At 70.9% G+C, this 22,603-nt stretch carries 19 protein-coding genes, 2 rRNA genes, 1 other RNA gene and 1 pseudogene (1 of these 23 running past the window's edge); 17 read left to right on the top strand and 6 right to left on the bottom strand.

Translation table 11 applies throughout. The features are described from left to right. From R2J75_RS11070 to rnpB, 3 genes are all read left to right on the top strand, one after another. Nucleotides 1-2,096 (top strand): 23S ribosomal RNA (locus tag R2J75_RS11070) (it extends 841 nt beyond the left edge of the window). A gap of 84 nt (nucleotides 2,097-2,180) precedes the next feature. Continuing rightward, a 5S ribosomal RNA gene (gene rrf, locus R2J75_RS11065) occupies nucleotides 2,181-2,296 on the top strand. Between the two features lie 106 nt (nucleotides 2,297-2,402). Next, nucleotides 2,403-2,763: RNase P RNA component class A (rnpB, locus tag R2J75_RS11060), an RNA gene on the top strand. A gap of 17 nt (nucleotides 2,764-2,780) precedes the next feature. Here rnpB and R2J75_RS11055 read toward each other — a convergent pair. Further along, complete coding sequence (locus tag R2J75_RS11055; RefSeq protein ID WP_243336031.1) at nucleotides 2,781-3,494, bottom strand: class I SAM-dependent methyltransferase; 714 nt, start codon at nucleotides 3,492-3,494, stop codon at nucleotides 2,781-2,783. A 144-nt stretch (nucleotides 3,495-3,638) separates the two neighbouring features. Here R2J75_RS11055 and R2J75_RS11050 point away from each other — a divergent pair, with 144 nt between their 5' ends. Next, on the top strand, nucleotides 3,639-3,869 hold the full coding sequence (locus R2J75_RS11050) for a hypothetical protein (RefSeq protein ID WP_243336030.1): 231 nt from the start codon (nucleotides 3,639-3,641) through the stop codon (nucleotides 3,867-3,869). Nucleotides 3,870-3,931: 62 nt separating this feature from the next. Here the strand turns inward: R2J75_RS11050 and hutI are convergent, their stop codons facing one another. Next, entirely contained in the window at nucleotides 3,932-5,143 is a 1,212-nt protein-coding gene (hutI, locus tag R2J75_RS11045) for an imidazolonepropionase (RefSeq protein ID WP_243336028.1), read from the bottom strand. A gap of 31 nt (nucleotides 5,144-5,174) precedes the next feature. Between hutI and R2J75_RS11040 the strand changes: the two genes are divergently transcribed. Then, on the top strand, nucleotides 5,175-5,963 hold the full coding sequence (locus tag R2J75_RS11040) for a hypothetical protein (protein WP_316410138.1): 789 nt from the start codon (nucleotides 5,175-5,177) through the stop codon (nucleotides 5,961-5,963). On the opposite strand, the gene R2J75_RS19895 is transcribed toward R2J75_RS11040, so the two are convergent. The 3 genes and pseudogenes from R2J75_RS19895 to dtd form a co-directional block, all read right to left on the bottom strand. Then, nucleotides 5,938-6,351, bottom strand: a complete 414-nt coding sequence (locus R2J75_RS19895) for a GxxExxY protein (protein ID WP_394365837.1) — start codon at nucleotides 6,349-6,351, stop codon at nucleotides 5,938-5,940. The two genes, R2J75_RS11040 and R2J75_RS19895, sit on opposite strands and share 26 nt — an antisense overlap. 139 nt (nucleotides 6,352-6,490) lie before the next feature. Then, nucleotides 6,491-7,215, bottom strand: a pseudogene (locus tag R2J75_RS11035) (IS5 family transposase); the annotation flags it as partial. Between the two features lie 115 nt (nucleotides 7,216-7,330). After that, the gene (dtd, locus tag R2J75_RS11030) at nucleotides 7,331-7,765 is read right to left on the bottom strand and encodes a D-aminoacyl-tRNA deacylase (protein ID WP_243335179.1); all 435 of its coding nucleotides are present in this window, start codon (nucleotides 7,763-7,765) and stop codon (nucleotides 7,331-7,333) included. Nucleotides 7,766-7,876: 111 nt separating this feature from the next. Here dtd and R2J75_RS11025 point away from each other — a divergent pair, with 111 nt between their 5' ends. Further along, complete coding sequence (locus tag R2J75_RS11025) at nucleotides 7,877-8,134, top strand: hypothetical protein (protein WP_243335177.1); 258 nt, start codon at nucleotides 7,877-7,879, stop codon at nucleotides 8,132-8,134. A gap of 67 nt (nucleotides 8,135-8,201) precedes the next feature. Further along, on the top strand, nucleotides 8,202-10,130 hold the full coding sequence (locus tag R2J75_RS11020) for a PAS domain-containing hybrid sensor histidine kinase/response regulator (protein ID WP_243347342.1): 1,929 nt from the start codon (nucleotides 8,202-8,204) through the stop codon (nucleotides 10,128-10,130). Between the two features lie 91 nt (nucleotides 10,131-10,221). Here R2J75_RS11020 and R2J75_RS11015 read toward each other — a convergent pair whose 3' ends face one another. After that, complete coding sequence (locus tag R2J75_RS11015; RefSeq protein WP_316410137.1) at nucleotides 10,222-12,597, bottom strand: TonB-dependent receptor; 2,376 nt, start codon at nucleotides 12,595-12,597, stop codon at nucleotides 10,222-10,224. A 175-nt stretch (nucleotides 12,598-12,772) separates the two neighbouring features. Between R2J75_RS11015 and aroA the strand changes: the two genes are divergently transcribed. The 10 genes from aroA (at nucleotide 12,773) to trpA (ending at nucleotide 22,593) form a co-directional block, all read left to right on the top strand. Further along, nucleotides 12,773-14,017, top strand: coding sequence for a 3-phosphoshikimate 1-carboxyvinyltransferase (aroA, locus tag R2J75_RS11010; protein WP_243335171.1), 1,245 nt, complete (start codon nucleotides 12,773-12,775; stop codon nucleotides 14,015-14,017). Further along, entirely contained in the window at nucleotides 14,014-15,012 is a 999-nt protein-coding gene (locus tag R2J75_RS11005) for a chorismate synthase (protein ID WP_243335169.1), read from the top strand. Before aroA ends, R2J75_RS11005 begins: the two co-directional genes overlap by 4 nt. Nucleotides 15,013-15,267: 255 nt before the next feature. Next, entirely contained in the window at nucleotides 15,268-16,659 is a 1,392-nt protein-coding gene (locus R2J75_RS11000; protein WP_316410135.1) for an anthranilate synthase component I family protein, read from the top strand. After that, the gene (locus R2J75_RS10995; protein ID WP_316410134.1) at nucleotides 16,656-17,258 is read left to right on the top strand and encodes an anthranilate synthase component II; all 603 of its coding nucleotides are present in this window, start codon (nucleotides 16,656-16,658) and stop codon (nucleotides 17,256-17,258) included. The genes R2J75_RS11000 and R2J75_RS10995 overlap by 4 nt, the downstream gene beginning before the upstream one ends. Beyond that, nucleotides 17,249-18,301, top strand: a complete 1,053-nt coding sequence (gene aroF / locus R2J75_RS10990) for a 3-deoxy-7-phosphoheptulonate synthase (RefSeq protein ID WP_316410133.1) — start codon at nucleotides 17,249-17,251, stop codon at nucleotides 18,299-18,301. Before R2J75_RS10995 ends, aroF begins: the two co-directional genes overlap by 10 nt. Before the next feature lie 24 nt (nucleotides 18,302-18,325). Next, a complete protein-coding gene (trpD, locus tag R2J75_RS10985; RefSeq protein ID WP_243335163.1) occupies nucleotides 18,326-19,351 on the top strand; it encodes an anthranilate phosphoribosyltransferase in 1,026 nt (341 codons plus the stop codon). After that, on the top strand, nucleotides 19,352-20,083 hold the full coding sequence (locus tag R2J75_RS10980; RefSeq protein ID WP_243335162.1) for an indole-3-glycerol-phosphate synthase: 732 nt from the start codon (nucleotides 19,352-19,354) through the stop codon (nucleotides 20,081-20,083). After that, on the top strand, nucleotides 20,080-20,679 hold the full coding sequence (locus tag R2J75_RS10975) for a phosphoribosylanthranilate isomerase (protein WP_243335161.1): 600 nt from the start codon (nucleotides 20,080-20,082) through the stop codon (nucleotides 20,677-20,679). Before R2J75_RS10980 ends, R2J75_RS10975 begins: the two co-directional genes overlap by 4 nt. Beyond that, nucleotides 20,676-21,854, top strand: coding sequence for a tryptophan synthase subunit beta (gene trpB, locus R2J75_RS10970; RefSeq protein WP_243335160.1), 1,179 nt, complete (start codon nucleotides 20,676-20,678; stop codon nucleotides 21,852-21,854). The genes R2J75_RS10975 and trpB overlap by 4 nt, the downstream gene beginning before the upstream one ends. A 1-nt stretch (nucleotide 21,855) precedes the next feature. Then, on the top strand, nucleotides 21,856-22,593 hold the full coding sequence (gene trpA / locus R2J75_RS10965; RefSeq protein ID WP_316410132.1) for a tryptophan synthase subunit alpha: 738 nt from the start codon (nucleotides 21,856-21,858) through the stop codon (nucleotides 22,591-22,593). Nucleotides 22,594-22,603: the final 10 nt, after the last annotated feature.

The raw sequence follows: 22,603 nt of genomic DNA, 5'->3' as shown, positions 1-22,603 counted from the left end.
CCGCTTGGATGAGTTGAGGATAGGGGTGAAAGGCCAATCAAATTCCGTGATAGCTCGTTCTCCCCGAAATAGCTTTAGGGCTAGCGTCGGATGTTTCGTCGTGCAGGTAGAGACCTGAATGGACTAGGGGGCTTACCAGCTTACTGAATCCAACCAATCTTCGAATGGCACGCCGTGAAGTCCGGCAGTCAGACTGCGGGTGATAAGATCCGTAGTCGAGAGGGAAAGAACCCAGATCGCCAGCTAAGGTCCCAAAATACATGCTAAGTGGAAAAGGATGTGGATGTGCTTAGACAGCCAGGAGGTTAGCTTAGAAGCAGCTATCCTTTAAAGAAAGCGTAATAGCTCACTGGTCAAGCGGGTCTGTGCCGACAATTCAACGGGGCTCAAGCATGTTACCGAAGCTGCGAACTATGTGGTAGGGGAGCATTCCCTACGTCTGCGAAGGTTGACCGCAAGGACAGCTGGAGACATGGGAAGAGACTCTGTCGGCATAAGTAGCGTAAAGACGGGTGAGAACCCCGTCCGCCGTAAGACTAAGGATTCCAACGCAAGGTCAATCCGCGTTGGGTTAGTCGGTCCCTAAGCCGAGGCCGAAAGGCGTAGGCGATGGAAAGCTGGTTAATATTCCAGCACCATGTTTGGGTCGTTTGTACGATGCAGGGACGCAGGAAGGTAGGGACGCAGCGCTATGGAATGTGCTGCGAAACCGGTCAAGGGTGTCCGCCAGGGAAGTCCGGCGGGCACGAGCCCAAGGCCGGTGACGAAAAGTCCTGATCCTACACTGCCGAGAAAAGCTGCTAAGGAGATCCAAGTGTGACCGTACCGCAAACCGACACAGGTAGTCGAGGAGAGAATCCTCAGGCGTTTGAGAGAACTCTGCTGAAGGAACTCGGCAAATTAACCCCGTAACTTCGGGAGAAGGGGTACCACGGTAGGGTTCATAGCCCGAGGTGGTGGCACATAAATGTTCCAGGCGACTGTTTAACAAAAACACAGGTCTCTGCAAACTCCAAAGAGGAGGTATAGGGGCTGACGCCTGCCCGGTGCCGGAAGGTCAAGAGGAGCGGTTAGCGCAAGCGAAGCTGCGAATTTAAGCCCCGGTGAACGGCGGCCGTAACTATAACGGTCCTAAGGTAGCGAAATTCCTTGTCGGGTAAGTTCCGACCTGCACGAATGGCGTAACGATCTGGAAACTGTCTCCAGCAGAGACTCAGCGAACTTGTAGCACCGGTGAAGATGCCGGTTACCCGCACTTAGACGGAAAGACCCCGTGCACCTTTACTACATCTTGACATTGAGGTTGGCATTGTGCTGTGCAGGATAGGAAGGAGACTTTGAAACTGGCTCGTCAGGGTCGGTGGAGTCGTCGTTGAGATACTTCCCTGCGCAATGCTGATCTCTAACTCGCGCCCGTGATCCGGGTGGAAGACAGTGTCAGGCGGGTAGTTTGACTGGGGCGGTCGCCTCCTAAAGAGTAACGGAGGCGTGCAAAGGTTCCCTCAGGCTGTTTGGAAATCAGCCGCAGAGCGCAATGGTATAAGGGAGCTTAACTGCGAGACACACACGTCGAGCAGATGCGAAAGCAGGTCATAGTGATCCGGTGGTTCCGCATGGAAGGGCCATCGCTCAACGGATAAAAGGTACGCCGGGGATAACAGGCTGATCTTGCCCAAGAGTTCATATCGACGGCAAGGTTTGGCACCTCGATGTCGACTCATCGCATCCTGGGGCTGAAGCAGGTCCCAAGGGTTCGGCTGTTCGCCGATCAATAGCGGTACGTGAGTTGGGTTCAGAACGTCGCGAGACAGTTCGGTCCCTATCTAGTGTGGGCGTAGGAGATTTGAGAGGACCTGTCCTTAGTACGAGAGGACCGGGATGGACTGACCTCTGGTGTTCCAGTTGTGTTTCCAAATGCAATGCTGGGTAGCTATGTCGGGAAGTGAGAAGCGCTGAAAGCATCTAAGCGCGAAACACCCCTCAAGATGAGATCTCCCCACGAGACCCGTCGTAGACCACGACGTTGATAGGTCGCATGTGTAAGCACGGCAACGTGTTCAGCTGAGCGATACTAATTGGTCCATCGGCTTGACTTTTCATCAATCAATTGCATCCGTCATTACCACGAGGCTTGACTCTTTGCTCAACCTCGCCTAACCCTTCGATTCATTCTCACCCTTCGTCGTGGCTTTACCCTGGAGGTCACACCCGTTCCCATCCCGAACACGGCAGTTAAGCTCCAGAGGGCCGATGATACTTCCTCGGACAGAGGTGGAAAAGTAGGTCGCCGCGACGTTAAATCCCCAAGCCCCCGCTCATTGCGGGGGCTTTTTTTTTGCCCTCCGGAGGGGCCTGGACGCGCCCAGCCCCTGGCACCTGGCGCTCCCCTCGGTTACGATGGAAGGGTGGGCCAGGACGTCGCTGCGGCAACGCAGAGGAAAGTCCGGACTCCGCAGGGCAGTGGGCCAGGCAACACCTGGGCGGGGCGACCCGACGGACAGTGCAACAGAGAGCAGACCGCCGATGGCCTTCGGGCACAGGCAAGGGTGAAAGGGTGGGGTAAGAGCCCACCGACGTTCCTGGCAACAGGGCGGGCTAGGTAAACCCCCCACGGAGCAAGACCAAATAGGCTGGCGGGCGCCGCAAGGCGTGAGGATCGGCCCGATCGAGCCAGCGGGTAGGTCGCTAGAGGTGGACCGTGAGGTCCATCCCAGAGGAATGACGTCCCTTCGACAGAATCCGGCTTACCGGCCCACCGGGCCCCCGAAAGGGGGCCCGCGCTATTGTTTGACGGCCCGGTAGATCCAGCGCTCCGCCCAGGGATTCCAGGGGGCGCCCTGCCAGGATCCGAAGGCTTCCTCCACCTCCAGGCCGGCCGCGGCCAGGGCCGCCCGGGCCTCCGCGTCGGTGGGGATCCAGATGTCGTGCTGGAAGCGCTGGTCCCCCATGATCCGGTCCGTGAGGAAGCGGCGTCCGTCCTGGGACAGGCGCACCCGCTCCCGGTACTGGCCCTCCACCTCGTACCAGTCGCCGTCCAGGGTGGCCAGGGCCCGGAGGAAGAAGCCCCGGCCCGCCAGGTCCAGGAGGAGGACGCCGCCGGGGCGCAGCACCCGGGCGAATTCGGCCAGCTGGCGCTGGTTCTCCGCGTCCGTGGGGAAGTAGCCCCAACTGGTGTAGGCGCAGAAGACCCCGTCCGCGCACCCGGAGCGGAAGGGCAGGGCCCGCAGGTCCAGGCGAGCCAGCGCCCCGGGGTGCTCCGCGGCGTGGCGGGCCAGGTTCAGGGGGCTCAGGTCGCCCCCCACCACCTCGTAGCCCTGGGCCTCCAGGGCCGGCCGGAGGCGGCCCCAGCCGCAGGGCAGGTCCAGGACCCGGCTCCCCGGGGGCAGGGCCAGGAGCGCGGCGAGGCCGGGACCCTCCACCGCCGCCTCGGCGTCCTTGTCCTTGTAGATTTCGAAGTAGAGGGGGTGATCGAAATCACGTTCAAACCATTGCACAGACGGGCTCCGGGGGCACTTGGAAACAGGACGGAGGGATCGGTTTCAAATCCCTTGACGGGGGGTGGTCTGGGAGTACTCTAGGGCAAGATCAGGTCCTTCACAGCCGCAAGTGCACGATCTACCCCACTTTATGGAGGATTCATGGATTTTCTTCGGCCAGACATTCAGGATCGCCTGACGAAGGAGAACTTCGAGTTCAAGAAGCTCCTTGAGGAACACCGGGCCGCCGACGAAAGGCTCAACTACCTCCGCAACAAGATCCGGCTCTCCGCCAAGGAGACCATCGAGGAAGTGGAGCTCAAGAAGGCCAAGCTCCGGGCCAAGGAACGCATTTACCACATCGTCGAAGAGTTCAAGGGCCGGGGTCAGTAACCCTCCCCGGAACCCGCACCCCGAAAGGACCCCGGTAGACCGGGGTCCTTCTCGTTTATGGCTCACCCATGGAACGCGGGCGCGGGCTGGTAGGCCTCGCCCATCCAGTACACCAGATCCAGGGGGTGCTTGACGTCCCACAGGAGGACGCGGTCCTGGGCGCCCGGGTGCAGGTGGCCGAGGTCGGGGCGGTCCAGGCTGAGGGCGGCGTGGAGGGTCATGGCCGTGAAGGCCTCCTCGAAGGTGAGGCGCATCTGGAGGCAGCCCAGGCGCAGCACCAGGAGGGGATCGATGCAGGCGCAGGAGCCCGGGTTGAAGTCGGAGGCCAGGGCGATCCGGCATCCCGCCTGGATCATGGCCCGGGCGGGCGCGTAGTCCTTCATGCCCAGGAAGAGGGTCGTCGCCGGGAGCAGGGTGGGCACCACGCCCGCCGCGGCCATGGCCCGGATGCCGGCCTCCGAGGCGAACATGAGGTGGTCCGCGCTCGCGGCGCCCACCTCCGCGGCGAGCTCGGCGCCGCCCGTGGAGCAGAACTCGTCGGCGTGGATGCGGGGTCTCAGCCCGAGGGCCTTGCCGGATTCCAGCACCCTGCGGCCCTGTTCCGGCGTGAAGACGCCGCGCTCCACGAACACGTCGCAGAAGCGCGCCACGCCGGGATGGCGCCGGACCAGCTCGGGCTGCCAGGCCGAGGCCACGTCCTCGATGTAGGCGTCGGGCCGGCCCAGGTACTCGGCGGGGATGTCGTGGGCGGGCATGAGGGTCACGTCCAGGCTCCAGCCCCGCGCGCGCAGGGCGGCGTAGGCCTCCAGGAGGCGCGACTCGGCCTCGAGCTCGAGCCCGTAGCCGGTCTTCACCTCCAGGTGGACGACGCCCTTGGCGCGGTACTTGGCCAGGCGGGCCTCGCCGAGGGCGACGAGCTCCTCCACCGTCGCGGACCGGGTGGCGCGCACCGTCTCGCGGATGCCGCCGCCGCCCTCGGCGATCTGGGCGTAGGTCTCCCCGTGGAGGCGCCGGTTGAACTCGCGGCTGCGGTCCCCGCCGAAGAGCAGGTGGGTGTGGGGATCCACGAAGCCGGGGGCCGCCCAGCGTCCGCCGCCGTCGACCTCCGGGGCGTCCCGCCACGCCGCGGGAAGCTCCCGCCGGGGGCCGATCCACGCGATCCGTCCGCCCTCCGAGGCGATGGCGGCGTCCTCGATGAAATCCACCGCCCAGGGCCGGGCGGGATCCGGGGTCACGGCCCCGGCGAGACGGGTCAGGATGCGTCGGCTGGTCATGCGATCAAGTATACTGGCCGGGGGAGGCCCCATGGGAAACCTGCGCCGCGCCTTGCTTTCCGTCACACTGGTCCCGGCTTTCGCCCTGGCCCAGACGCCGGCTCCGGCGCCGGCCCCGGCGCTCGCGCCGGGCGAGGGGCTCTCCATCGCGTCCCCGGAGCGCGGCGTGCGCAGCTACGGCGACGCCCTGGCGCCGGGGCCCATGGGGCCGCTCGCGCATCTCCTGTGGGTGCGCCTGGAGGGCGACGCCTGGGCCAGCGCCGCCGGCAGTTTCAAGTGCACGGGCAAGGCGGGGCCCTTCACGTGCTCGGCCCCCAAGGGCCACGGCCGGGTGGACCTGCCGCGGGCGCTCCAGTCGGGCTGCAGCCTCGCGCTCCTGGGGTGGGCGATGATGTCCGCCGATCAGTGGCGCCAGATCTACGGGGAGGGGGCGGCGCGGGTGAGGATGCTGGAGATCTTCGCGCCCTTCGCGGAGAACCGGGTGCCGCCGGGCGAGGACATCCCCCCCCTCGACATGACCTGGTTCGGGGAAGGGGACCGGCTCCGCACGAGCCCGGACGCCTTGGCGCGCTGGCTGGCGGATCCGGCCCAGGAGGAGGTCCTCCGCCTCTACCGGCGGCTCTTCCTCAGCTTCATCGACGAGACCTTCAAGAAGAACGCCTGGTGGTACGACGCCGTGGAGGCGCCCGCGCCGGGCGGCGGCACCCGGGCCTGGGTCGTCGGCGGCAACGGCCTGGTGACGGCCGTCCTGCGCCTGCCCCCGGGCGCCACCGCCGCCCAGGCCAGGGCCCGCTTCATGGCGATCCTCGTGGGCCGCTAGGGTGTGTTCGTAATCTAGGATAGTAATGGCTAATACCCATCCGTGCCGGAGCATGGAGGAGCTGGAATAGTGAGTCTGTGCTGCAGTGCCTGATGGCGCCGCGCATTCGCAGCATCCTATTGGAACGCGGAGGCGCGGAGGATCTCGCTGAGGCTCGCGGAGAAAGGATCAAGCCCACAAGCCCCCTCCACTCGATATCCAGGAAAACCTCCCGCTTCACCTTATGGCCGGCCAGTCTCAGGGAGTGCGCCAGACAGACCTTGTAGGGATCTTCCAGGAGTCCGTGCCCCAGAGCCTTCTGGATCTCGATGGCCTCCCCGATGATGGCCTGGGTGATCTCCTTGTGCGGATGATCCTCCCCGTCGACCTCTCCCCAATGCCTTCCCATCACGCCTCCCGTTGGGACGTGTCATTGGGAGGTGGCAGGTTCCAGGAGCGCTTTCCTCCGCGACCCTCTGCGAGATCCTCCGCGCCTCCGCGTTTCATAGGATCAATGAGGATCCGGAACGCTTGTCACCCTCCGCTCATAGCCTCAGCCAGATCACGATGCAGGCCAAAGCCACCTGGGCTGAGAAACTTCGCGCCGTTTTGTCGAACCTGGTGGCCAGCGCCCTGAACTGTTTGAGCTTGGCGAACCCATGCTCGATGGCATGGCGGGCCTTGTATAGGTGTGAGTCCCAGGTCGCCGGATTCTTGCGCCGGGGATGAGGTGGGATGACGGCTGTCGCACCCATGGCCTCGATCGCCTTCCTTACCGGGTTCCCATCGTAGGCCCGATCTCCGAACCCGTACTCTGCCTGCCAACCGCACAGCAATCCTTCAGCAGACCGGCTTCCATGGGCTTGCCCCGGAGTGACCAGGAAATCCAAAGGATTACCGTGGGCATCGCAGATCAAATGGATCTTGGTCGAGCATCCACCCCGAGATCGTCCGAGCGCCTGGTTCCAGAGCCCCCCCTTTTGCCTGCTGAAGGTTGATGAGCGCGAAGGATGGTGCCATCCAGCATGACCCACTCCAGGTCGGCTTCCTTGCGCAGGAACTCCAGGATCCTTTGCCACACGCCGCGCTTGGTCCAGGCCTCAAATCGCGTGTACACGCTTCTCCAAGGTCCAGATTCCTCCGGCAGGTCCCTCCACGGCGCCCCAGTCCTGTGCCTCCACAGGATCGCCTCCACCATGGGACGGTTGGGGTGACGGGATCGCCCCATCCCTCCACGCTCTGGCGGAAGGAGCGGTTCAAGCTTTGCCCACATGGCATCGGTCAGGAAACTTCTCGGCATCGTTACCCCAGGAAAATTCGTGGTGTACGAGCCTTTACGTATGAGTACAAGTTAACTATTTATCTAATCTATAGATTCCGAACACAGCCTAGCGCTCCAGGATGAAGGTCGCGGGGCCGTCGTTCACCAGTTCCACCTCCATGTGCTCCCGGAAGAAGCCGCGGGCGACGCGGGGGTGCGCCTCCTCCAGGAAGCCCACGAAGGCCTCGAAGAGCTCCCGGGCGGGGGCGGGGGCCATGGCGCCGTCGAAGGAGGGGCGCCGGCCCTTGGCGATGCTGCCGGCGAGGGTGAACTGGGAGACGGCGAGGATCTCCCCGCCGGTCTCCTGGAGGGAGCGGTTCATGTGGCCCTCCCCGTCGTCGAAGACGCGCAGGGAGGCGATCTTGGCGGCCGCCCAACGGCACGCCTCCAGGGTGTCCTCCTTCTGGAGGGCGGCGAAGACCAGGAGGCCCGGCCCGATGGCCACGGTTTGATCGCCGGCCTGGATCCGGGCTCGCTTGACCCTTTGAATGACGGCTCGCATGGATCCTCCCGTCCCAGCCGACCACACTTCGCCGCCCGTCACAAGTTCCCAGGGGGAGGGGGACGTGTCCGCCCCTTCGCCTATACTGGTCCCCAAACCGCGGAGGTCCCCATGTCCCAGAAGCCGGTCCAGGTCGAATTGAACGAAGCTGAATGGCGCCTCGTCCAGGCCATCCGGGCCCTTCCGGAGAGCAGCCTGCGGGGCCGGGTCCACGGGGTGCTGGAGGACCTCCTCTTCTACGTGGCCAATCCCCGGTGCCAGGGCATGGGCGCGGAGGGCTTCCCCTGCGGGGAGCCCGTCACGAGCTGCGAGGCCTGCCACGAGGTGTGGGACCTGCTCGACTCCCTCGCCACCCGCGTGAAGGCCTGAGGGAGCTCCCCCTCGTTTGCCGAGGGGAGCGAGACTCATTATCATGAGGGGGCCGAAGGAAGCCCCCATGCGTCAGCGCGATCCAGCCCCCCGGGAAGCCCAGCCCGCCCCAGCGGTCCCCGGATCCCTCTTCGACTGGATCATGGCCCAGGCCCGGGAGGTCTTCTTCTCCCTGGGGCCGGACGGAACCTTCCAGGCGGTGGGGACGGGAAGCCAGGAGATCTGGGGCCGCCCCCCCCGGGATCTGCTCGGCCGCGCCTTCCTGGACCTGGTGGACCCCGGGGACCGGGACGCGGCTGCGCGGTTCCTGGAGCAGGGCTGGGCGGAGGGTCCCACGGCCTCGCACCGCTGCCGGTTCCTGGGGCCGGACGGGCGTCGGGTCCTCCTGGTGTGGCGGGTGGCCCGGAGCCACGGGGGCCGCCTCACCTACGGGATGGCCCGCCCCTACGTCGACCGCGAGGACGGCGAGGGGGCCGCGGCCAATGCGGTGCGGGAGCTGGAGGTGTTCAAGAACGCCCTGGACGAGCACGCCATCGTCGCCGTCACGGACGCCCGGGGCCGCATCACCTACGTCAACGACAAGTTCTGCGCCATCTCCAAGTACGACCGGGAGGAGCTCCTCGGCAAGGATCACCGCATCATCAACAGCGGGCACCACCCCAAGGCCTTCTTCACGGACCTGTGGGGCACCATCAAGGCCGGCCGGGTGTGGAAGGGCGAGATCCGGAACAAGGCCAAGGACGGGTCCTTCTACTGGGTGGACACGACGATCGTCCCCTACCTGGACCCCCAGGGCGTGCCCTACCAGTACGTGGCCATCCGCGCGGACATCACCCAGCGCAAGGAGGGGGAGGAGGCCATCCGCCAGAGCCAGAAGCTGGAGAGCCTCGGCGTGCTGGCGGGGGGGATCGCCCACGACTTCAACAACCTCCTGACGACCATCATGGGGAACTGCAGCCTCGCGGCCATGACCCTGCCCGCGGAGAGCCCCGCCGCGTCCTTCCTCGAGCAGATCGAGAAGGCCGCGGTCCGGGCCGCGGACCTCACCCGCCAGCTCCTGGCCTACGCGGGGAAGGGGCAGGTGACGGTGGCGCGGGTCAACCTGAACATCCTCGTGCGGGAGATGACGGAGCTGCTGGCGGTGTCCATCTCCAAGAAGGCCGCGATCCGCCTGGACCTGGCCCAGGGCCTCCCGGACGTGTTGGCGGACCCGGCGCAGATGCAGCAGATCGTCATGAACCTCGTCACGAACGCCTCCGAGGCCCTCTCCCACGAGGAGGGAGGCGCCATCACCCTGCGGACCGGGGAGCAGGTCCTGGACGCCACCTACCTCGCGACCCTGGTGCCGTCCATCCCGATCCCGCCGGGCCGCTACGTGGTCATGGAGGTGTCGGACACCGGCTGCGGCATGTCGCGGGAGACGGTGCAGCGGATCTTCGACCCGTTCTTCACGACGAAGTTCACGGGCCGGGGCCTGGGCCTCTCCGCGCTCATGGGCATCCTGCGCACGCACGGGGGCAGCATCAAGGTCTACAGCGAGGTGGGCCACGGCACCTCCATGAAGATCTTCCTGCCCCGCATCACCTCGGAGACCTCCGGACCCGCGGAGGCCGAGGCGGAGCCCCCCCAGGCCCAGGGGGTGCTGCTCGTCGTGGAGGACGAGGCGCCGGCGCGGTCCGTCGCCACGGCGCTGGCGGGGGCCATGGGGCTGCGCGTCCTGGAGGCCTCCGACGGGGCCGAGGGCCTGGCCGTTTTCGCCCGCCACCGGGAGGAGATCGACGTGGTGCTCATGGACCTGACGATGCCCCGCATGGACGGCCGCGAGGCCTTCCGGGCCATGAAGGAGCTGAGGCCCGACGTCCCCATCGTCCTCACGAGCGGCTACAGCGAGCCCTTCGCCGTCAGCGACTTCGCCGACGGCGGCCTCGCCGGGTTCCTCCCCAAGCCCTACAACCGCGCCCAGTTCGAAGCCGTGATCGGCAAGGTGTTCGCCTAGGAGCCAGGCCCAGGAATCGTCCGTGTCCCGGACTTGCGTCAGGGATCGCAGGCGCGGCAATCCGGGACGCGTGCGATTCCCTGGCCACCCTCTAGAAGCTGTATTTCAGGCCGAGCGCCAGGGTGCGGGGGGGGATGACGTGGGTGCCCCCGAAGGTGCTGAGGAAGTTGTAGAGGCCCTTCTCGTCGAAGACGTTCAGGAGGGAGGCGGTGGCCTGGAGGGTCCTGCCGGCGCCCACGGGGAAGGTCCGGCCCAGGTTCACGTTCCAGACGGTGCGGGGGCGGATGCGGTAGACCGGTCCCACGAGCCGGTCGTTCTCCACGCGCACGTAGGGGATGCCGAAGGCGTAGTCGGGGTTGCCCGCCACGTCCCCGGGTTCGCCGGCGACGAGGCCGGAATCGTAGCGGCCCACGGCCTGGGCGAAGAAGCTTCCCTGCTGCCAGCGGAGGCCCAGCTGGACGTTGAGCTTCTCGTCGTGGTCGATCAGGTAGGGCTGGCCGGCGGGGCCGTCGGAGCCCTCGGCGCCGGAGAGGCCGCCCACGGTGGGGGTGCGGAAGACGGTGCGCACGGTGCCGGCGCTGAGGTAGCCGGAGAAGCCGTGGATCTCCGCCAGGTCGAGCCGCAGGTCCATGCCGTGGAAGCGCCCGCGGGCCGCGGCGACGGGGAAGACGATGCCCGTGTTGTAGAACTGGTCGCTGTCGGCGCTGTTCCGGCTGACCTTCCACCAGTAGTCCAGGGTGGCCTTGAGGTGGGCGCCCAGCTGCCGCTCGACGCCGACGAGCCAGCTGTCCTGGATCTCGGGCCTCAGGGCGGGGACGGTGCCGGCGCCGCCGGCGAGGTCCCAGGTGGCCTGGGAGGTGGACATGGCCAGGTTCTCGTTCTCGGGGGTGATGAGGAGGCGGTCGTAGGAGACGCGCACGAGGGTCGAGGAGCCCGGGAAGGAATAGCTCAGGGCGATGCGGGGCTGGAGCTGGTGGGATTCGTCGCCCCGGAAGGTCCAGCTGTCGTAGCGCAGGCCGAGGCCCAGGTTCCAGCCGCCGGTGCGGATCTCGCGCTGCACGTAGCCGGAGGCCAGCACGGGCGCGTGGGACTCGTCGAAGCGGAAGATGGAGCCGCCTCCGGCGGGGGTGTAGGCGTGGAGGGGGTCGCCGGCGGGGGCCATGGCGTCGTCGGTCACGGCGAAGGCGAACCGCTCCCGCAGGGGGAACCGGGTGTACTGGAGCCCGGCCTTGGTGCTGCCGAGGGCGTCCTTGCCCTGCCAGGCGACGGAGGCGCCCAGGTTGTCCAGGGTCCGGTCCTGGGAGGCCCACACGGGGAAGTCCTTCAGGGGGTCGGGGGCCTGGCCGGAGGTGGGATCCAGGCGGGCGCCGGCGCGCCGCGCGAAGACCACGGTCTCCAGGCTGGCGCCTCCGTCCAGGAGGCGGGTCCAGCCCACGCTCAGGTTGGCGTCGGTGGTGCGGGCCCGCTGGTCCTGGCCCAGGGCTTCCTGGCTCGCGAGGTTGGCGACCTCCCGGGAGGTGGACCCGCCCGAGGCGGAGACGCGCAGGGTGTCGTGGTCGGTCAGGAGCCAGTCGAAGCGGGTGGCGACGCGCCCGGTGGTCCCGTGGTTGTGGAAGTTGTCGAAGTTGACGGGGTCCAGGTAGCGGTCGCTGGTGGAGCCCGAGGCGGTGGCGAACCAGCCCATGCGGTCCGTGCTGCCGCGCAGGGCGAACCCGGCCTCGTAGGTGGAGAAGCGGGAGGCGCCCGCGGAGACCTCGCCCTGGAAGCCGCCGGGGGTGCCGAGCCCGGAGCGGGACGTCAGGTTCACGACGGCCCCGGGCTTTCCGCCGTACTCCGCGGAGATGCCGCCGGTGACCACCTCCATGGCGTCGACCTGGCCCGGGTCCAGGCTGTTGGAGAAGGCGGCCTGCATCTGGTCCGTGACGGGGACGCCGTCGATGACGTACATCACCTGGCCGTGGCTGCCCCGGAAGTGGAACCGCCCGTTCTCGTCCTGGATGAAGCCGGGGGTCGCCAGGATCGCGCTCTCCAGGGCCCGGCTGGCCACGGCGGCGGGCTCGCGGGCGATGGTGGCGCGGTCGAAGTCCACGTGCGAGGAAGGGTGGTCCTCGATGAGGTCGGCCTCCTCCTCCACCACCACGACGGCGCCGGCCGCCGCCAGGCGCAGGTCCGTCTCCACCGGCAGGCCCGAACGGATGGAGACGTCCTTGTGGGCGGTGGTGAGCCCGGGGGCCCGGGCCTCCAGGTGGTAGTCGTTGAAGGGCACGTTGCGGAGGGCGAAGCGCCCGGCCTTGTCCGTCACCGCCGTCTGGCGGTGGCCGGTGATGCGGTGCTCCAGGGCCACCACGGCCCCGGGGACCGGGTGGCCCTGCTCGTCGCGCACGGTGCCGGTCACGAGGCCGCTGCCCGAGGTGGCGGCCGCCATGAGGGCCGGTCCGGCGACCAGGGTGTAGAGAAGTGCTTTCATGCGTGCCTCGGGAATCAAAGGTCGGACGCGCGGTCCTCCGAGAGAATAGAATTCATTTCCGTTTGAATCAAGCCTTATTGAAAATCTTTTCTATTTGAAACCCTCAAATCCGGGCCGGGGCGCGCCGGCGTTGGATCCGGGCGGGGCTGCCGCTATGCTGGGCCAAGGCGGAACGATGATCCACACTGCACCCGGAACCCTGTCGGGGCGCCTCCGCGCCCCCGCATCCAAGAGCCACCTCCAGCGCCTGCTCCTGGCGGCCAGCTTGGCGGAAGGCACGTGCGTGATCCGGAATCCGGGGGAATCCGCGGACGGGCAGGCCTGTCTGGCGGTGATCCAGGGGCTGGGGGCGCGGGTGGCGCGGGGGGCGGACCGGGTGGAGGTGACCGGGGGCGCCGGTCCCGCCGCGGAAGTCCTCGACTGCGGCGAATCGGGCTTCTGCCTCAGGGCCGCCGCCGCGGTGGCGGCCCTGGCGCCCCGGGCGTCCACGCTCCAGGCGCGGGGGTCGCTGCGGCTCCGGCCCATGGACATGGTGCTGGACCCCCTCCGGCAGCTGGGGGCCGCCTGCGACGCGGCGGGAGGCCTGCCGCCGGTGCGGGTGCGGGGGCCGCTCCTGGGCGGCGACGTGACCGTGGACGGCCGCGCCAGCTCCCAGTTCCTCAGCGGGCTCCTGCTGGCCCTGCCCCGGGCCCCGCGGGACAGCCGCGTGATCGTGGAGGGCCTGCGCAGCGCCCCCTACGTCCGCATGACCCTGGGCGTGCTGGAGGCCTTCGGGGCGCGGGTCCGGGCGTCGGAGGACCTGGCCGTCCTGGAGGTGCCCGGAGGGCAGACGTTCCGCCCCGTGGACCTGGCGGTGGAGGGGGACTGGTCCGGCGCGGCGTTCCTGCTGGTGGCCGGGGCCGTGGCGGGGGACGTCGCGGTGGAGGGGCTGGACCCGCGCTCCGCCCAGGCGGATCGCGCCGTCGTGGCGGCGCTGGAGGCCGCGGGGGCGCGCCTGGCCTGGGAGGACGGCGCGCTCCGGGCGCGGCGCTCGGACCTGGCGGGCTTCACCTTCGACGCCACCGACTGCCCCGATCTCTTCCCGCCCCTGGCGGCGCTGGCCTGCCATGCCCGGGGCCGCACGCGCCTGAAGGGGGCCTCCCGCCTCCGGGCGAAGGAGAGCGACCGCGCCGAGGCCCTCGTCACCGAGCTTTCGGCCCTGGGGGCCCGGATCGCCGTGACGGGGGACTGGATGGAGATCGACGGCGGGCCCCTCGCGGGGGGGCGCGTCGATCCCCGCAACGATCACCGCATCGCCATGGCTGGCGCCGTGGCCGGCCTGGTGAGCCGCGAGGGCGTGGCCCTGGACGGCGAGCACTGCGTGGACAAGTCGTACCCCGGCTTCTTCCGCGACCTGGAATCCCTGCGAGGTGAGCCTTGAACGGTTTCGGACGCCTGTTCCGCCTGTCCATCCTCGGCGAAAGCCACGGACCCTGCGTGGGCGTCCTCCTGGACGGGGTTCCCGCCGGGCTGCCCCTGGCGCCCCCGGCCTTCGAGGCCGACATGGCCCGGCGCCGGGGCGGAGGGGCGCCCGGCACCACGCCCCGCCGGGAGGACGACACGGCCCTCCTGCAGACCGGGGTCCACGAGGGCCGCACGACGGGCGCGCCCCTCCTGATCCTCTTCGAGAACCGGAACACGGATTCCTCGGCCTACGCGGCCCTGCGCCACACTCCCCGGCCCGGGCACGCTGACTGGGTGGCCATGCGGAAATTCGGGGGCTTCAACGACCTCCGGGGCAGCGGCCACTTCTCGGGCCGGCTCACGGCGGGGCTGGTGGCCGCGGGCGTCGTGGCCAAGCAGCTGCTGGCGCCGGTGCGGGTCGAGGCCCGGCTGACGGAGGCCGGAGGCAAGGCCGACGTGGAGCGGGCCGTGGCCGAGGCCATGGCCGCGGGCGATTCCGTGGGCGGCCTCGTGGAATGCCGCGTGCAGGGCCTGCCGGCGGGGCTGGGCGAGCCGTTCTTCGACAGCGTGGAGAGCCTCCTGGCCCACGCCGCCTTCGCCATCCCGGCCGTGAAGGGGATCGAGTTCGGCGATGGGTTCCAGGTGGCCCGCTTGCGCGGCAGTCAGGTCAACGACCCCATCGCGGACATGGCGGGCCGCACGGCCACCAACCACGCCGGGGGCATCAACGGCGGCATCACCAACGGGAACGAGCTGGTCTTCCGGGTGGCGGTGAAGCCGACCTCCAGCATCAAGGCCCCCCAGACCACCCTGGATCTGCGCACCCAGGCGCCCGCGGAGCTGAAGGTGGGCGGCCGCCACGACGCCTGCATCGCCCTGCGGGTCCCCGTGGTCCTGGAGGCCGTCACGGCCGCCGTCCTCGCGGACCTGATGCTCCAGGAGGGCCGGATCCCACGGATCTGGCCGGCCTGACCGGAGGGGATCCCGGCGGGTCCCCCCTTCCTGTCCACCCGGGGGCTTGCAAAAGTCCGCGCCCATCCGTAGACTGACCCATCGCTTGGAGAAGGCGTGGTCCTTTCCCTCAACAGCCTGACCTGGAACTGGAGCTGGTGGCCCCAGGGGTCGGGCGTTGGCATGGGCAGGCTCATCAGCTAGAGCGAAGGAACCCAGATCCAACTTCCCCGGCCCGCCCCATGGCGGGCCTTTTCGCGTTCACCCGAGGACCCCATGCATCCCACGCCCACCTCCGCGCCCCCCCTGGTGATGGCCTTCCCGGCCGACCTCACCACGCCCGTCCGGGCCTTCCTGGCCCTGACGGAGCCGGGGCAGGACGCCTACCTCCTGGAATCCGTCACCGGCGGGGAGTCCCAGGCCCGCTTCAGCTTCATCGGCCTGGACGCCGTGGAGGTCTTCGAGGCGGGGACCACGGCGGCCCTGGTGCGGGACGGCCGCAGGACGGAGCTGCCCTCGCCCCCCCTGGAGGCCCTGGCGGCCTGGGCCGCCTCCCTGCGGGCCGAGACCCCGGAGGTGCCGGTGCCCTTCCTGGGCGGGGCCGTGGGGTGGGCGGACTTCAGCGCCTTCGCCCTCGCCGAGCCGGCCCTCGCCGGCGCCTTCCCCGGGGCCCGGGCGCCCCGCCTGCGCTTCGGCCGCTTCGCCTCGGGCCTCGTGCTGGACCACCTGAAGCAGCAGGGCTACCTCTACCACTTCCCGGAGGCCGGGCACGGCGAGGCGCGGCTGCGGGACCTGGCGGCCCGCCTCGAGGGGGCCCTGCCGGAGCGCCCCGGGCCCCCGGTCTTCACCCCCACGCGCCGGCCGGACCGGGCCCACTTCGGCCGGGGCTTCGCGGCGGTCCAGGAGGCCATCCTGGCCGGGGACGCCTACCAGGTGGTGCTCTCCGAGCCCTTCGAGGGGACCTTCGCGGGGGACCCCTTCGAGGTCTACCGCCGCCTGCGCCGCCTCAACCCCAGCCCCTACCACTTCTTCGTGAGCCTCGGGGGCAGGCAGCTCGTGGGGGCCTCGCCCGAGATGCTGGTGCGGGTGGAGGGCAGGGGCGTGGCCACCGTCCCCATCGCCGGCACCCGGCGGCGCACGGGGGACGCGGCCGAGGACGACCGGCTCGCGGAGGAGCTCAAGGCCGATCCCAAGGAGCGGGCGGAGCACGCCATGCTGGTGGACCTCAGCCGCAACGACCTGGGCCGCGTGTGCGAGCACGGGTCGGTGACCGTGCCCGTGCGGGAGCAGGTGGAGCGGTTCAGCCACGTGATGCACATGATCAGCGAGGTCCACGGCAGGCTCCGGACGGGCCTGCGCCCCCTGGACGCGCTCTGGAGCGCCTTCCCCGCCGGCACCCTCAGCGGCGCCCCCAAGATCAGCGCCACCCGGATCCTCTCGGCGCTGGAGGGGGAGGACCGGGGGGCGTACGGCGGCGGCGTGGGCATCCTGGACCGCACCGGGAACCTGGAGATCGCCATCACCATCCGCAGCCTGGAGATCCATGCCGGCAGGGCGCGCTTCCGCGCCGGGGCCGGCATCGTGGCCGACTCGGCGGAGGCCTCCGAATGGGAGGAGATCCACGCCAAGGCCGGCGTCCTGCTCGAAGCCCTGGGAGCCTCCCGATGATCCTCTTCATCGACAACTACGATTCCTTCACCTTCAACCTGGTGTCCATGATGGGCGCCCTGGAGCCGGACCTGGCCGTGGTCCGCAACGACGCCATCGACGTGGCCGGGGCCCTGGCGATGGCGCCCTCGGGCCTCGTCCTCTCCCCGGGCCCCGGGCACCCCCGCGAGGCGGGGGCCTGCCTGGACCTGGTGCGGGCCTTCGCGCCGCGGATCCCGGTGCTGGGGGTCTGCCTGGGCCACCAGGTGATCACCGAGGCCTTCGGCGGCCGGGTGGGCCGCGCGGGCCGCCCCATGCACGGCAAGGTCTCGCTCATGGTCCACGACGGGACCGGGCTCCTGGCTGGGCTGCCGGATCCCCTGGAGGTGGGCCGCTACCACTCCCTCGCCGCGGAGGCCGCGTCCCTGCCGGACTGCCTCGCGGTGCAGGGCCGCACCGGCGACGGGGAGATCATGGCCCTCCGCCACCGCGACTACGACTGCCACGGGGTCCAGTTCCACCCCGAATCCGTCCTGACCCCCGAGGGCGGCCGCATCCTGGCCGCCTTCACCGCGCGCTGCCGCCAGGCCGCGCCGACCGAGGTGCCCCGATGCTCGTGAAGCTCGCCGATCCCGCCGTCTCCCTGGAGGCCTCCCTTCCCGGCGCCCGCCGCCTGGACCTGCCCTTCGGATCCTTCCTGGCCCTCCTGGGCCCGGACCACCCCTCCCTGGAGGCCGTGCAGGCCCTGCCGGGCGTGGCCTGGGCCCGGGCGACCGGCTCCAAGCCCCTCCTCGCCGCCCGGGAGACTTTCCCCGGCGGGAGCCGGGTGGCCCTGGGCGGGCGGGAGGTGGGAGGCGGCACCCTGGCCCTCATGGGCGGCCCCTGCTCCGTGGAGGACCGGGAGCAGATCCTCACCACCGCGCGGTTCATCGCGGCCTGCGGCGCCACGGGCCTGCGGGGCGGGGCCTACAAGCCCCGCACCTCGCCCTACGCCTTCCAGGGCCTGGGCCACGCGGGGGTGGAGCTGCTCCGCGAGGCGGGGGACGCCTCGGGCCTGCCGGTCATCACCGAGGTCATGGAGCCCGGCGACGTGGAGGCCATGGCCCCCCTCGTGGACTGCTTCCAGATCGGGGCCCGCAACATGTCCAGCGCGCCCCTGCTGCGCGCGGTGGGCAGGGCGGGGAAGCCCGTCCTCCTGAAGCGCGGGCCCTCGGCCACGCTCCTGGAGTTCGTGCTGGCCGCGGAATACGTGCTGCTCGAGGGCAACCCGCACGTGATCCTCTGCGAGCGGGGCATCCGGACCTTCGAGACGGCCACCCGCAACACCCTGGACCTGAACGCGGTGCCCGTCCTCAAGGAGCTCGCCCACCTGCCCGTGGTGGTGGACCCCTCCCACGGCACGGGCCGCCGGGACGCGGTGATCCCCATGGCCCGGGCCGCCGTGGCCGCGGGGGCGGACGGGATCATCGTGGAGGTCCACCCGGATCCCTCGAAGGCCCTGTCGGACGGGGACCAGAGCCTGCACCTCCACGAGTTCCAGCGCCTCGCCGAGGAGCTGGGTCCCGTGGCCCGCGCCGTGGGGCGGCGCTTCGACCTGCCGCGCTCGGGCGCGGACGGGGTGCCCTACATCCGCCGCGCCGTGGGCTGGGGCTCCGCGAACTGACGACCACCCGGAAAGGAACCTGGAATGAACCCTGCACTCGAGATCAAGGATGACCTGACGCTGGAAGGCGCCCGCGCCTTCATGGAGGCCTGCCTGGACCCGGCCTCGGACCCCGGGGAGGTGGGCCGGGCCCTGCTGGCCCTTAACGCCCGCCCCTTCCGGGGCGAGGAGCTGACGGCCTTCGCCCAGGTCCTGCGGGCCCGGGCGGTGCCCTTCCGGGCGGCGCGGCCGGCCCTGGACACCTGCGGCACGGGCGGCGACGCCCGCCAGGGGGTCCACACCGCCAACCTGTCGACCCTGTCGGCCCTGGCCCTGGCGCGCATGGGGGTGGACGTGGTGAAGCACGGGAGCCGCTCGGCCTCGAGCCTCTGCGGCTCCGCGGACCTGCTGGAGGCCCTGGGCCTGGACCTGGCCCGGCCCGTCGAGGCCGCGGAGGCCGACCTGGCCCGCACCGGCTTCGCTTTCCTCTTCGCGCCGCGCTTCCACCCCGTCCTGGCGCGCATGGTGCCCATCCGCCGGGCCCTGGGGGTGCCGACGGTGTTCAACATGCTGGGGCCCCTCCTGAACCCGGCGCGTCCGCCCTACCAGGTGCTGGGCGTGGCCCAGGAGGCCTGGATCCTGCCGGTGGCCGAGGCCCTGGCGGCCCTGGGCCTCGCGCGGGCCTTCGTCGTGCACGGCAAGGACGCCGGCGGCGCCGGCATGGACGAGGCGTCCCTGGAGGGGCCCACCCGGGTCCAGGCCGTGCGGGACGGGCGCGTGGCGGAAGCCGCCGTCTTCCTCCCCGGCGACGCGGGGATCCGCCCGGGCCTCGCCCCGGCGGCGGCGGATTCGCTGGAGGCCTGCGTGGCCCTGGCCCGGGGCCTCGCCGGCGGGGCCTCCGATCCCGCCTATTCCGCGCGCGTGGCCGAGGAGGTGGCCCTCCAGGCCGCCCTGGGCCTCGCCCTGGTGCGCGATGCGGGCCTGGGGACCCTGCCGGACCTGGTGGCCGAGGGCCGGGAGGCCCTCCGCGCGGGCCTCGACCTCCCCTCCCTCCTGTCCCTGGCGGCCTAGATGGGCGCGGGGCTGGGCATCCTGTCGGATATCGTGGCGGCGGAGCGCCGGCGCCTGGGGGCGGAGCCGGAGGGGCCGGGCCCCTTCGAGCGGGCCCTGCGCGGGGCGGCGCTTCCGGTCATCGCGGAATTCAAGCGCGCCTCCCCCTCCCTGGGTCCCTTCGCGGCGGACGCCGATCCCGCGGAGCGCCTGGGGGCCTACGTCCGGGGCGGCGCGGCCTGCTTCTCGGTGCTGGCCGAACCCGCCCGGTTCGGGGGCCGGCCCGGGGACTTCGAGGTGGCGCGGCGCTTCGGGCGCCCCATCCTCTACAAGGGGTTCGTCTGCACCCCGGGCCACCTCCGGGAGGCGCTCGTCCTCGGGGCGCAGGCGGTGCTCCTCATCGCCCGGGTGCTGGGCGACGAACTGCCCGCCTACGCCTTCGCGGCGCGGGCCCTGGGCCTGGAGCCCCTGGCGGAGATCCACGCCGCGGACGAGATCCCCGCGGTCCAGGCCTCCGGGGCCCGCCTCGTGGGCTGGAATGTGCGGGACCTCTCCGACTTCTCGGAGGGCCCGGCCGATCCGGGGCCCCTGCGGGCCGCCTTCCCGGAAGCGGTGCTCATCCGCGAATCGGGCCTGAAGGACGCCGCCGCCATCCGCGCCGCCCTGGCCTCGGGCTGGGACGCGGTGCTGGCCGGCGAGGCCCTCATGCGCGCCCCGGACCCGGCGGCGCTCCTGGCGGAGGCGCGGCCATGATGGCGAAGGTGTGCGGGCTCACCGCGCCGGAGGACGTGGCGGCGACCCTGGCGGCCGGCGCGGACCTCGTGGGGTTCCTCAGCCATCCGGCGAGCCCCCGCCACTGCCCGGATCCGGCCCTGCCGCGCCTGGCCGGGGACCGGGCCGTGCTGGTGGCGGTGGCGGAGGGGCCCGAACCCCTCCTCCGGTGGGCGGAGGCCTGCGGGGCGGGGTGGGTCCAGCCCTACCTGCCGTCCCGGGCGGGCCTGACGGCCCTCCGGAGGGCGGGCCTGCGGATCCTGCTGCCCTGGCCCGACGAGCCGGACCAGGAACCCGCCGAAGCCGATCTCTACCTGTGGGAGACGGGCCCGAAGGCCACCGGCCTCCCCGGGGGCTCGGGGGTCGTCCACGGCCTCGCCCACCCGCCCCCCGGCCCCTTCATTTTGGCGGGGGGCCTGCGCGGCGACCTGCTCGCCGACCGCTTTGCCGCCCTTCCCGGACACCCCCGCTGCGCGGGCTTCGACGCCGCGAGCCGGCTGGAGCGCGCGCCGGGACGCAAGGACCCGGACCTGGTGGCCGCCTTCGTGCGCGCCGCCCATGCCCTGGAGCGACCATGACCGCCACCGCCTTCCTCCATTCCGGCCGCTACGGCGCCCACGGCCTGGGGGGCTGCTACGCCCCCGAGACCCTCATGCAGCCCCTCCTGGACCTGGAGGCCGCCTTCGTGGCGGCCCTGGAGGACCCGGACTTCCAGCGCGAGCTCCAGGCCGAGCTGCGGACCTTCGTGGGCCGGCCCACGCCGCTGACCCCCGCGCCGCGCCTCGCCCGGGAGCTGGGGATCGCGGAGGTGTGGCTCAAGCGGGAGGACCTGGCCCACACCGGCGCCCACAAGATCAACAACGCCCTCGCCCAGGCCCTCCTGGCCCGGCGCATGGGCCGGGAGGAGGTCATCGCCGAGACGGGCGCGGGCCAGCACGGCGTGGCCTGCGCCGCTGCCTGCGCGCGGCTCGGCCTGCGCTGCACCGTCTACATGGGCGAGGTGGACATGGCCCGCCAGGCGCCCAACGTGGCCCGCATGCGGCTCTTCGGGGCGGAGGTGGCCCCGGTGTCGGCCGGCTCGCGCACCCTCAAGGAGGCGGTGAACGAGGCCCTTCGCGCCTGGGCGGGGAACTGCCACCGCGCCCACTACATCCTGGGATCCGCCCTCGGGCCCCATCCCTTCCCGCTGCTGGTGCGCACCTTCCAGAGCGTCATCGGCCGCGAGGCGCGGGCCCAGGTGCTGGAGGCCGCGGGGCGCCTGCCCGAGGCCGTCGTGGCCTGCGCGGGCGGCGGCAGCAACGGCCTCGGCCTGATGGTGCCCTTCCTGGACGACGCCGTCCGCCTCGTGGCCGCCGAGGCCGGCGGGCACGGGACGGACCCGGGGCAGCACGCGGCCCGGGTCGGGCCGGGGCGCATCGGGGTGCTCCACGGCTGCCGCAGCCTCCTCCTCCAGGACGAGGCGGGCTGGACGTCGGACACCGCCAGCATCAGCGCGGGGCTGGACTACCCCTCCCTCGGCCCGGAACTGGCCGCCCTGTGCCTGGACGGGCGCGTGGAGGCCCTCCGGGCCACCGACGCCGAGGCCCTGGAGGGGGCGCGGCGGCTCTGCCGGACCGAGGGCATCCTGCCCGCCCTGGAATCGAGCCACGGCCTCGCCGTCCTGGGGCGCCTCGGCGCCCGCAGCGTCCTGCTGGGCCTCTCGGGCCGGGGCGACAAGGACCTCTCCACCTACCAAGCCGCGCTGGGAGCCTGACATGGAACCGATCCTGCCCTTCCTCACCGCCGGGGACCCGGACCTGGACCGCCTGGGGACCCACCTGGCCGGGCTGCGGGCCCTGGGCGTGGGCACCGTGGAGGTGGGCCTGCCCCACTCCGATCCCGTGGCCGACGGTCCCGTGCTCCAGGCCGCGGCGGGCCGCGCCCTGGCCGCGGGCGCAACGCCGCGGCGCGTGCTGGAGGCCCTCGCCGGGGTCCCCGGGCCCGACGTGGTGCTCTTCACGTACTTCAATCCCCTGCTGCAGCTGGGGGCGGACCTGATCCCCCTCCTGGCCCCCACCCCGGTGAAGAGCCTGCTCGTGGTGGACCTGCCCCCCGGGGAGGAGCCGGCGTGGGAGGCCGTCCTGCGCCGCGCGGGCTACCCCCTCGTGCCCCTCCTGGCCCCCACCACCGGCCCGGACCGGGCCCGGCGGCTCCTGGAGGCCCGGCCCGATCCCGGCGCGGGTCCCTTCGCCCAGCGCTTCGCCTACGTCGTGGCCCGCCTGGGCGTGACCGGGGCGGGGGGCGCCGTGGACCTGGCCCCCGTGGCGGCGCGCCTGCGCGAGCTCCGGGCCCTCACGGACCGCCCCCTGGCGGTGGGCTTCGGCCTGGACGACCCCGGGAGCCTGGAGGCCGTGCGCGCCCTGGGGGCCACCCCCGTCGTCGGCTCCGCCCTGGTGGCGGCCCTCCACCGGGGCGGGGACCTGGCCGGCTTCCTGGAACCGCGGCTCCCGTAGGCTCCCCGAT

This window comes from Mesoterricola sediminis (assembly GCF_030295425.1).
Lineage (GTDB): Bacteria > Acidobacteriota > Holophagae > Holophagales > Holophagaceae > Mesoterricola > Mesoterricola sediminis.
Note: the sequence above shows the minus strand (reverse complement) of the source record. Positions and strands in the feature narration are given on the sequence as shown.

What these genes read in the sequence shown, in the direction of transcription:
- R2J75_RS11050 (WP_243336030.1), top strand. Translation starts at nt 3,639, where the DNA reads ATGGATTTTCTTCGGCCAGACATTCAGGATCGCCTGACGAAGGAGAAC.
- hutI (WP_243336028.1), bottom strand. Translation starts at nt 5,143, where the DNA reads ATGACCAGCCGACGCATCCTGACCCGTCTCGCCGGGGCCGTGACCCCG.
- R2J75_RS11040 (WP_316410138.1), top strand. Translation starts at nt 5,175, where the DNA reads ATGGGAAACCTGCGCCGCGCCTTGCTTTCCGTCACACTGGTCCCGGCT.
- R2J75_RS19895 (WP_394365837.1), bottom strand. Translation starts at nt 6,351, where the DNA reads ATGGGAAGGCATTGGGGAGAGGTCGACGGGGAGGATCATCCGCACAAG.
- dtd (WP_243335179.1), bottom strand. Translation starts at nt 7,765, where the DNA reads ATGCGAGCCGTCATTCAAAGGGTCAAGCGAGCCCGGATCCAGGCCGGC.
- R2J75_RS11025 (WP_243335177.1), top strand. Translation starts at nt 7,877, where the DNA reads ATGTCCCAGAAGCCGGTCCAGGTCGAATTGAACGAAGCTGAATGGCGC.
- R2J75_RS11020 (WP_243347342.1), top strand. Translation starts at nt 8,202, where the DNA reads ATGCGTCAGCGCGATCCAGCCCCCCGGGAAGCCCAGCCCGCCCCAGCG.
- R2J75_RS11015 (WP_316410137.1), bottom strand. Translation starts at nt 12,597, where the DNA reads ATGAAAGCACTTCTCTACACCCTGGTCGCCGGACCGGCCCTCATGGCG.
- aroA (WP_243335171.1), top strand. Translation starts at nt 12,773, where the DNA reads ATGATCCACACTGCACCCGGAACCCTGTCGGGGCGCCTCCGCGCCCCC.
- R2J75_RS11000 (WP_316410135.1), top strand. Translation starts at nt 15,268, where the DNA reads ATGCATCCCACGCCCACCTCCGCGCCCCCCCTGGTGATGGCCTTCCCG.
- R2J75_RS10995 (WP_316410134.1), top strand. Translation starts at nt 16,656, where the DNA reads ATGATCCTCTTCATCGACAACTACGATTCCTTCACCTTCAACCTGGTG.
- aroF (WP_316410133.1), top strand. Translation starts at nt 17,249, where the DNA reads ATGCTCGTGAAGCTCGCCGATCCCGCCGTCTCCCTGGAGGCCTCCCTT.
- trpD (WP_243335163.1), top strand. Translation starts at nt 18,326, where the DNA reads ATGAACCCTGCACTCGAGATCAAGGATGACCTGACGCTGGAAGGCGCC.
- R2J75_RS10980 (WP_243335162.1), top strand. Translation starts at nt 19,352, where the DNA reads ATGGGCGCGGGGCTGGGCATCCTGTCGGATATCGTGGCGGCGGAGCGC.
- R2J75_RS10975 (WP_243335161.1), top strand. Translation starts at nt 20,080, where the DNA reads ATGATGGCGAAGGTGTGCGGGCTCACCGCGCCGGAGGACGTGGCGGCG.
- trpB (WP_243335160.1), top strand. Translation starts at nt 20,676, where the DNA reads ATGACCGCCACCGCCTTCCTCCATTCCGGCCGCTACGGCGCCCACGGC.
- trpA (WP_316410132.1), top strand. Translation starts at nt 21,856, where the DNA reads ATGGAACCGATCCTGCCCTTCCTCACCGCCGGGGACCCGGACCTGGAC.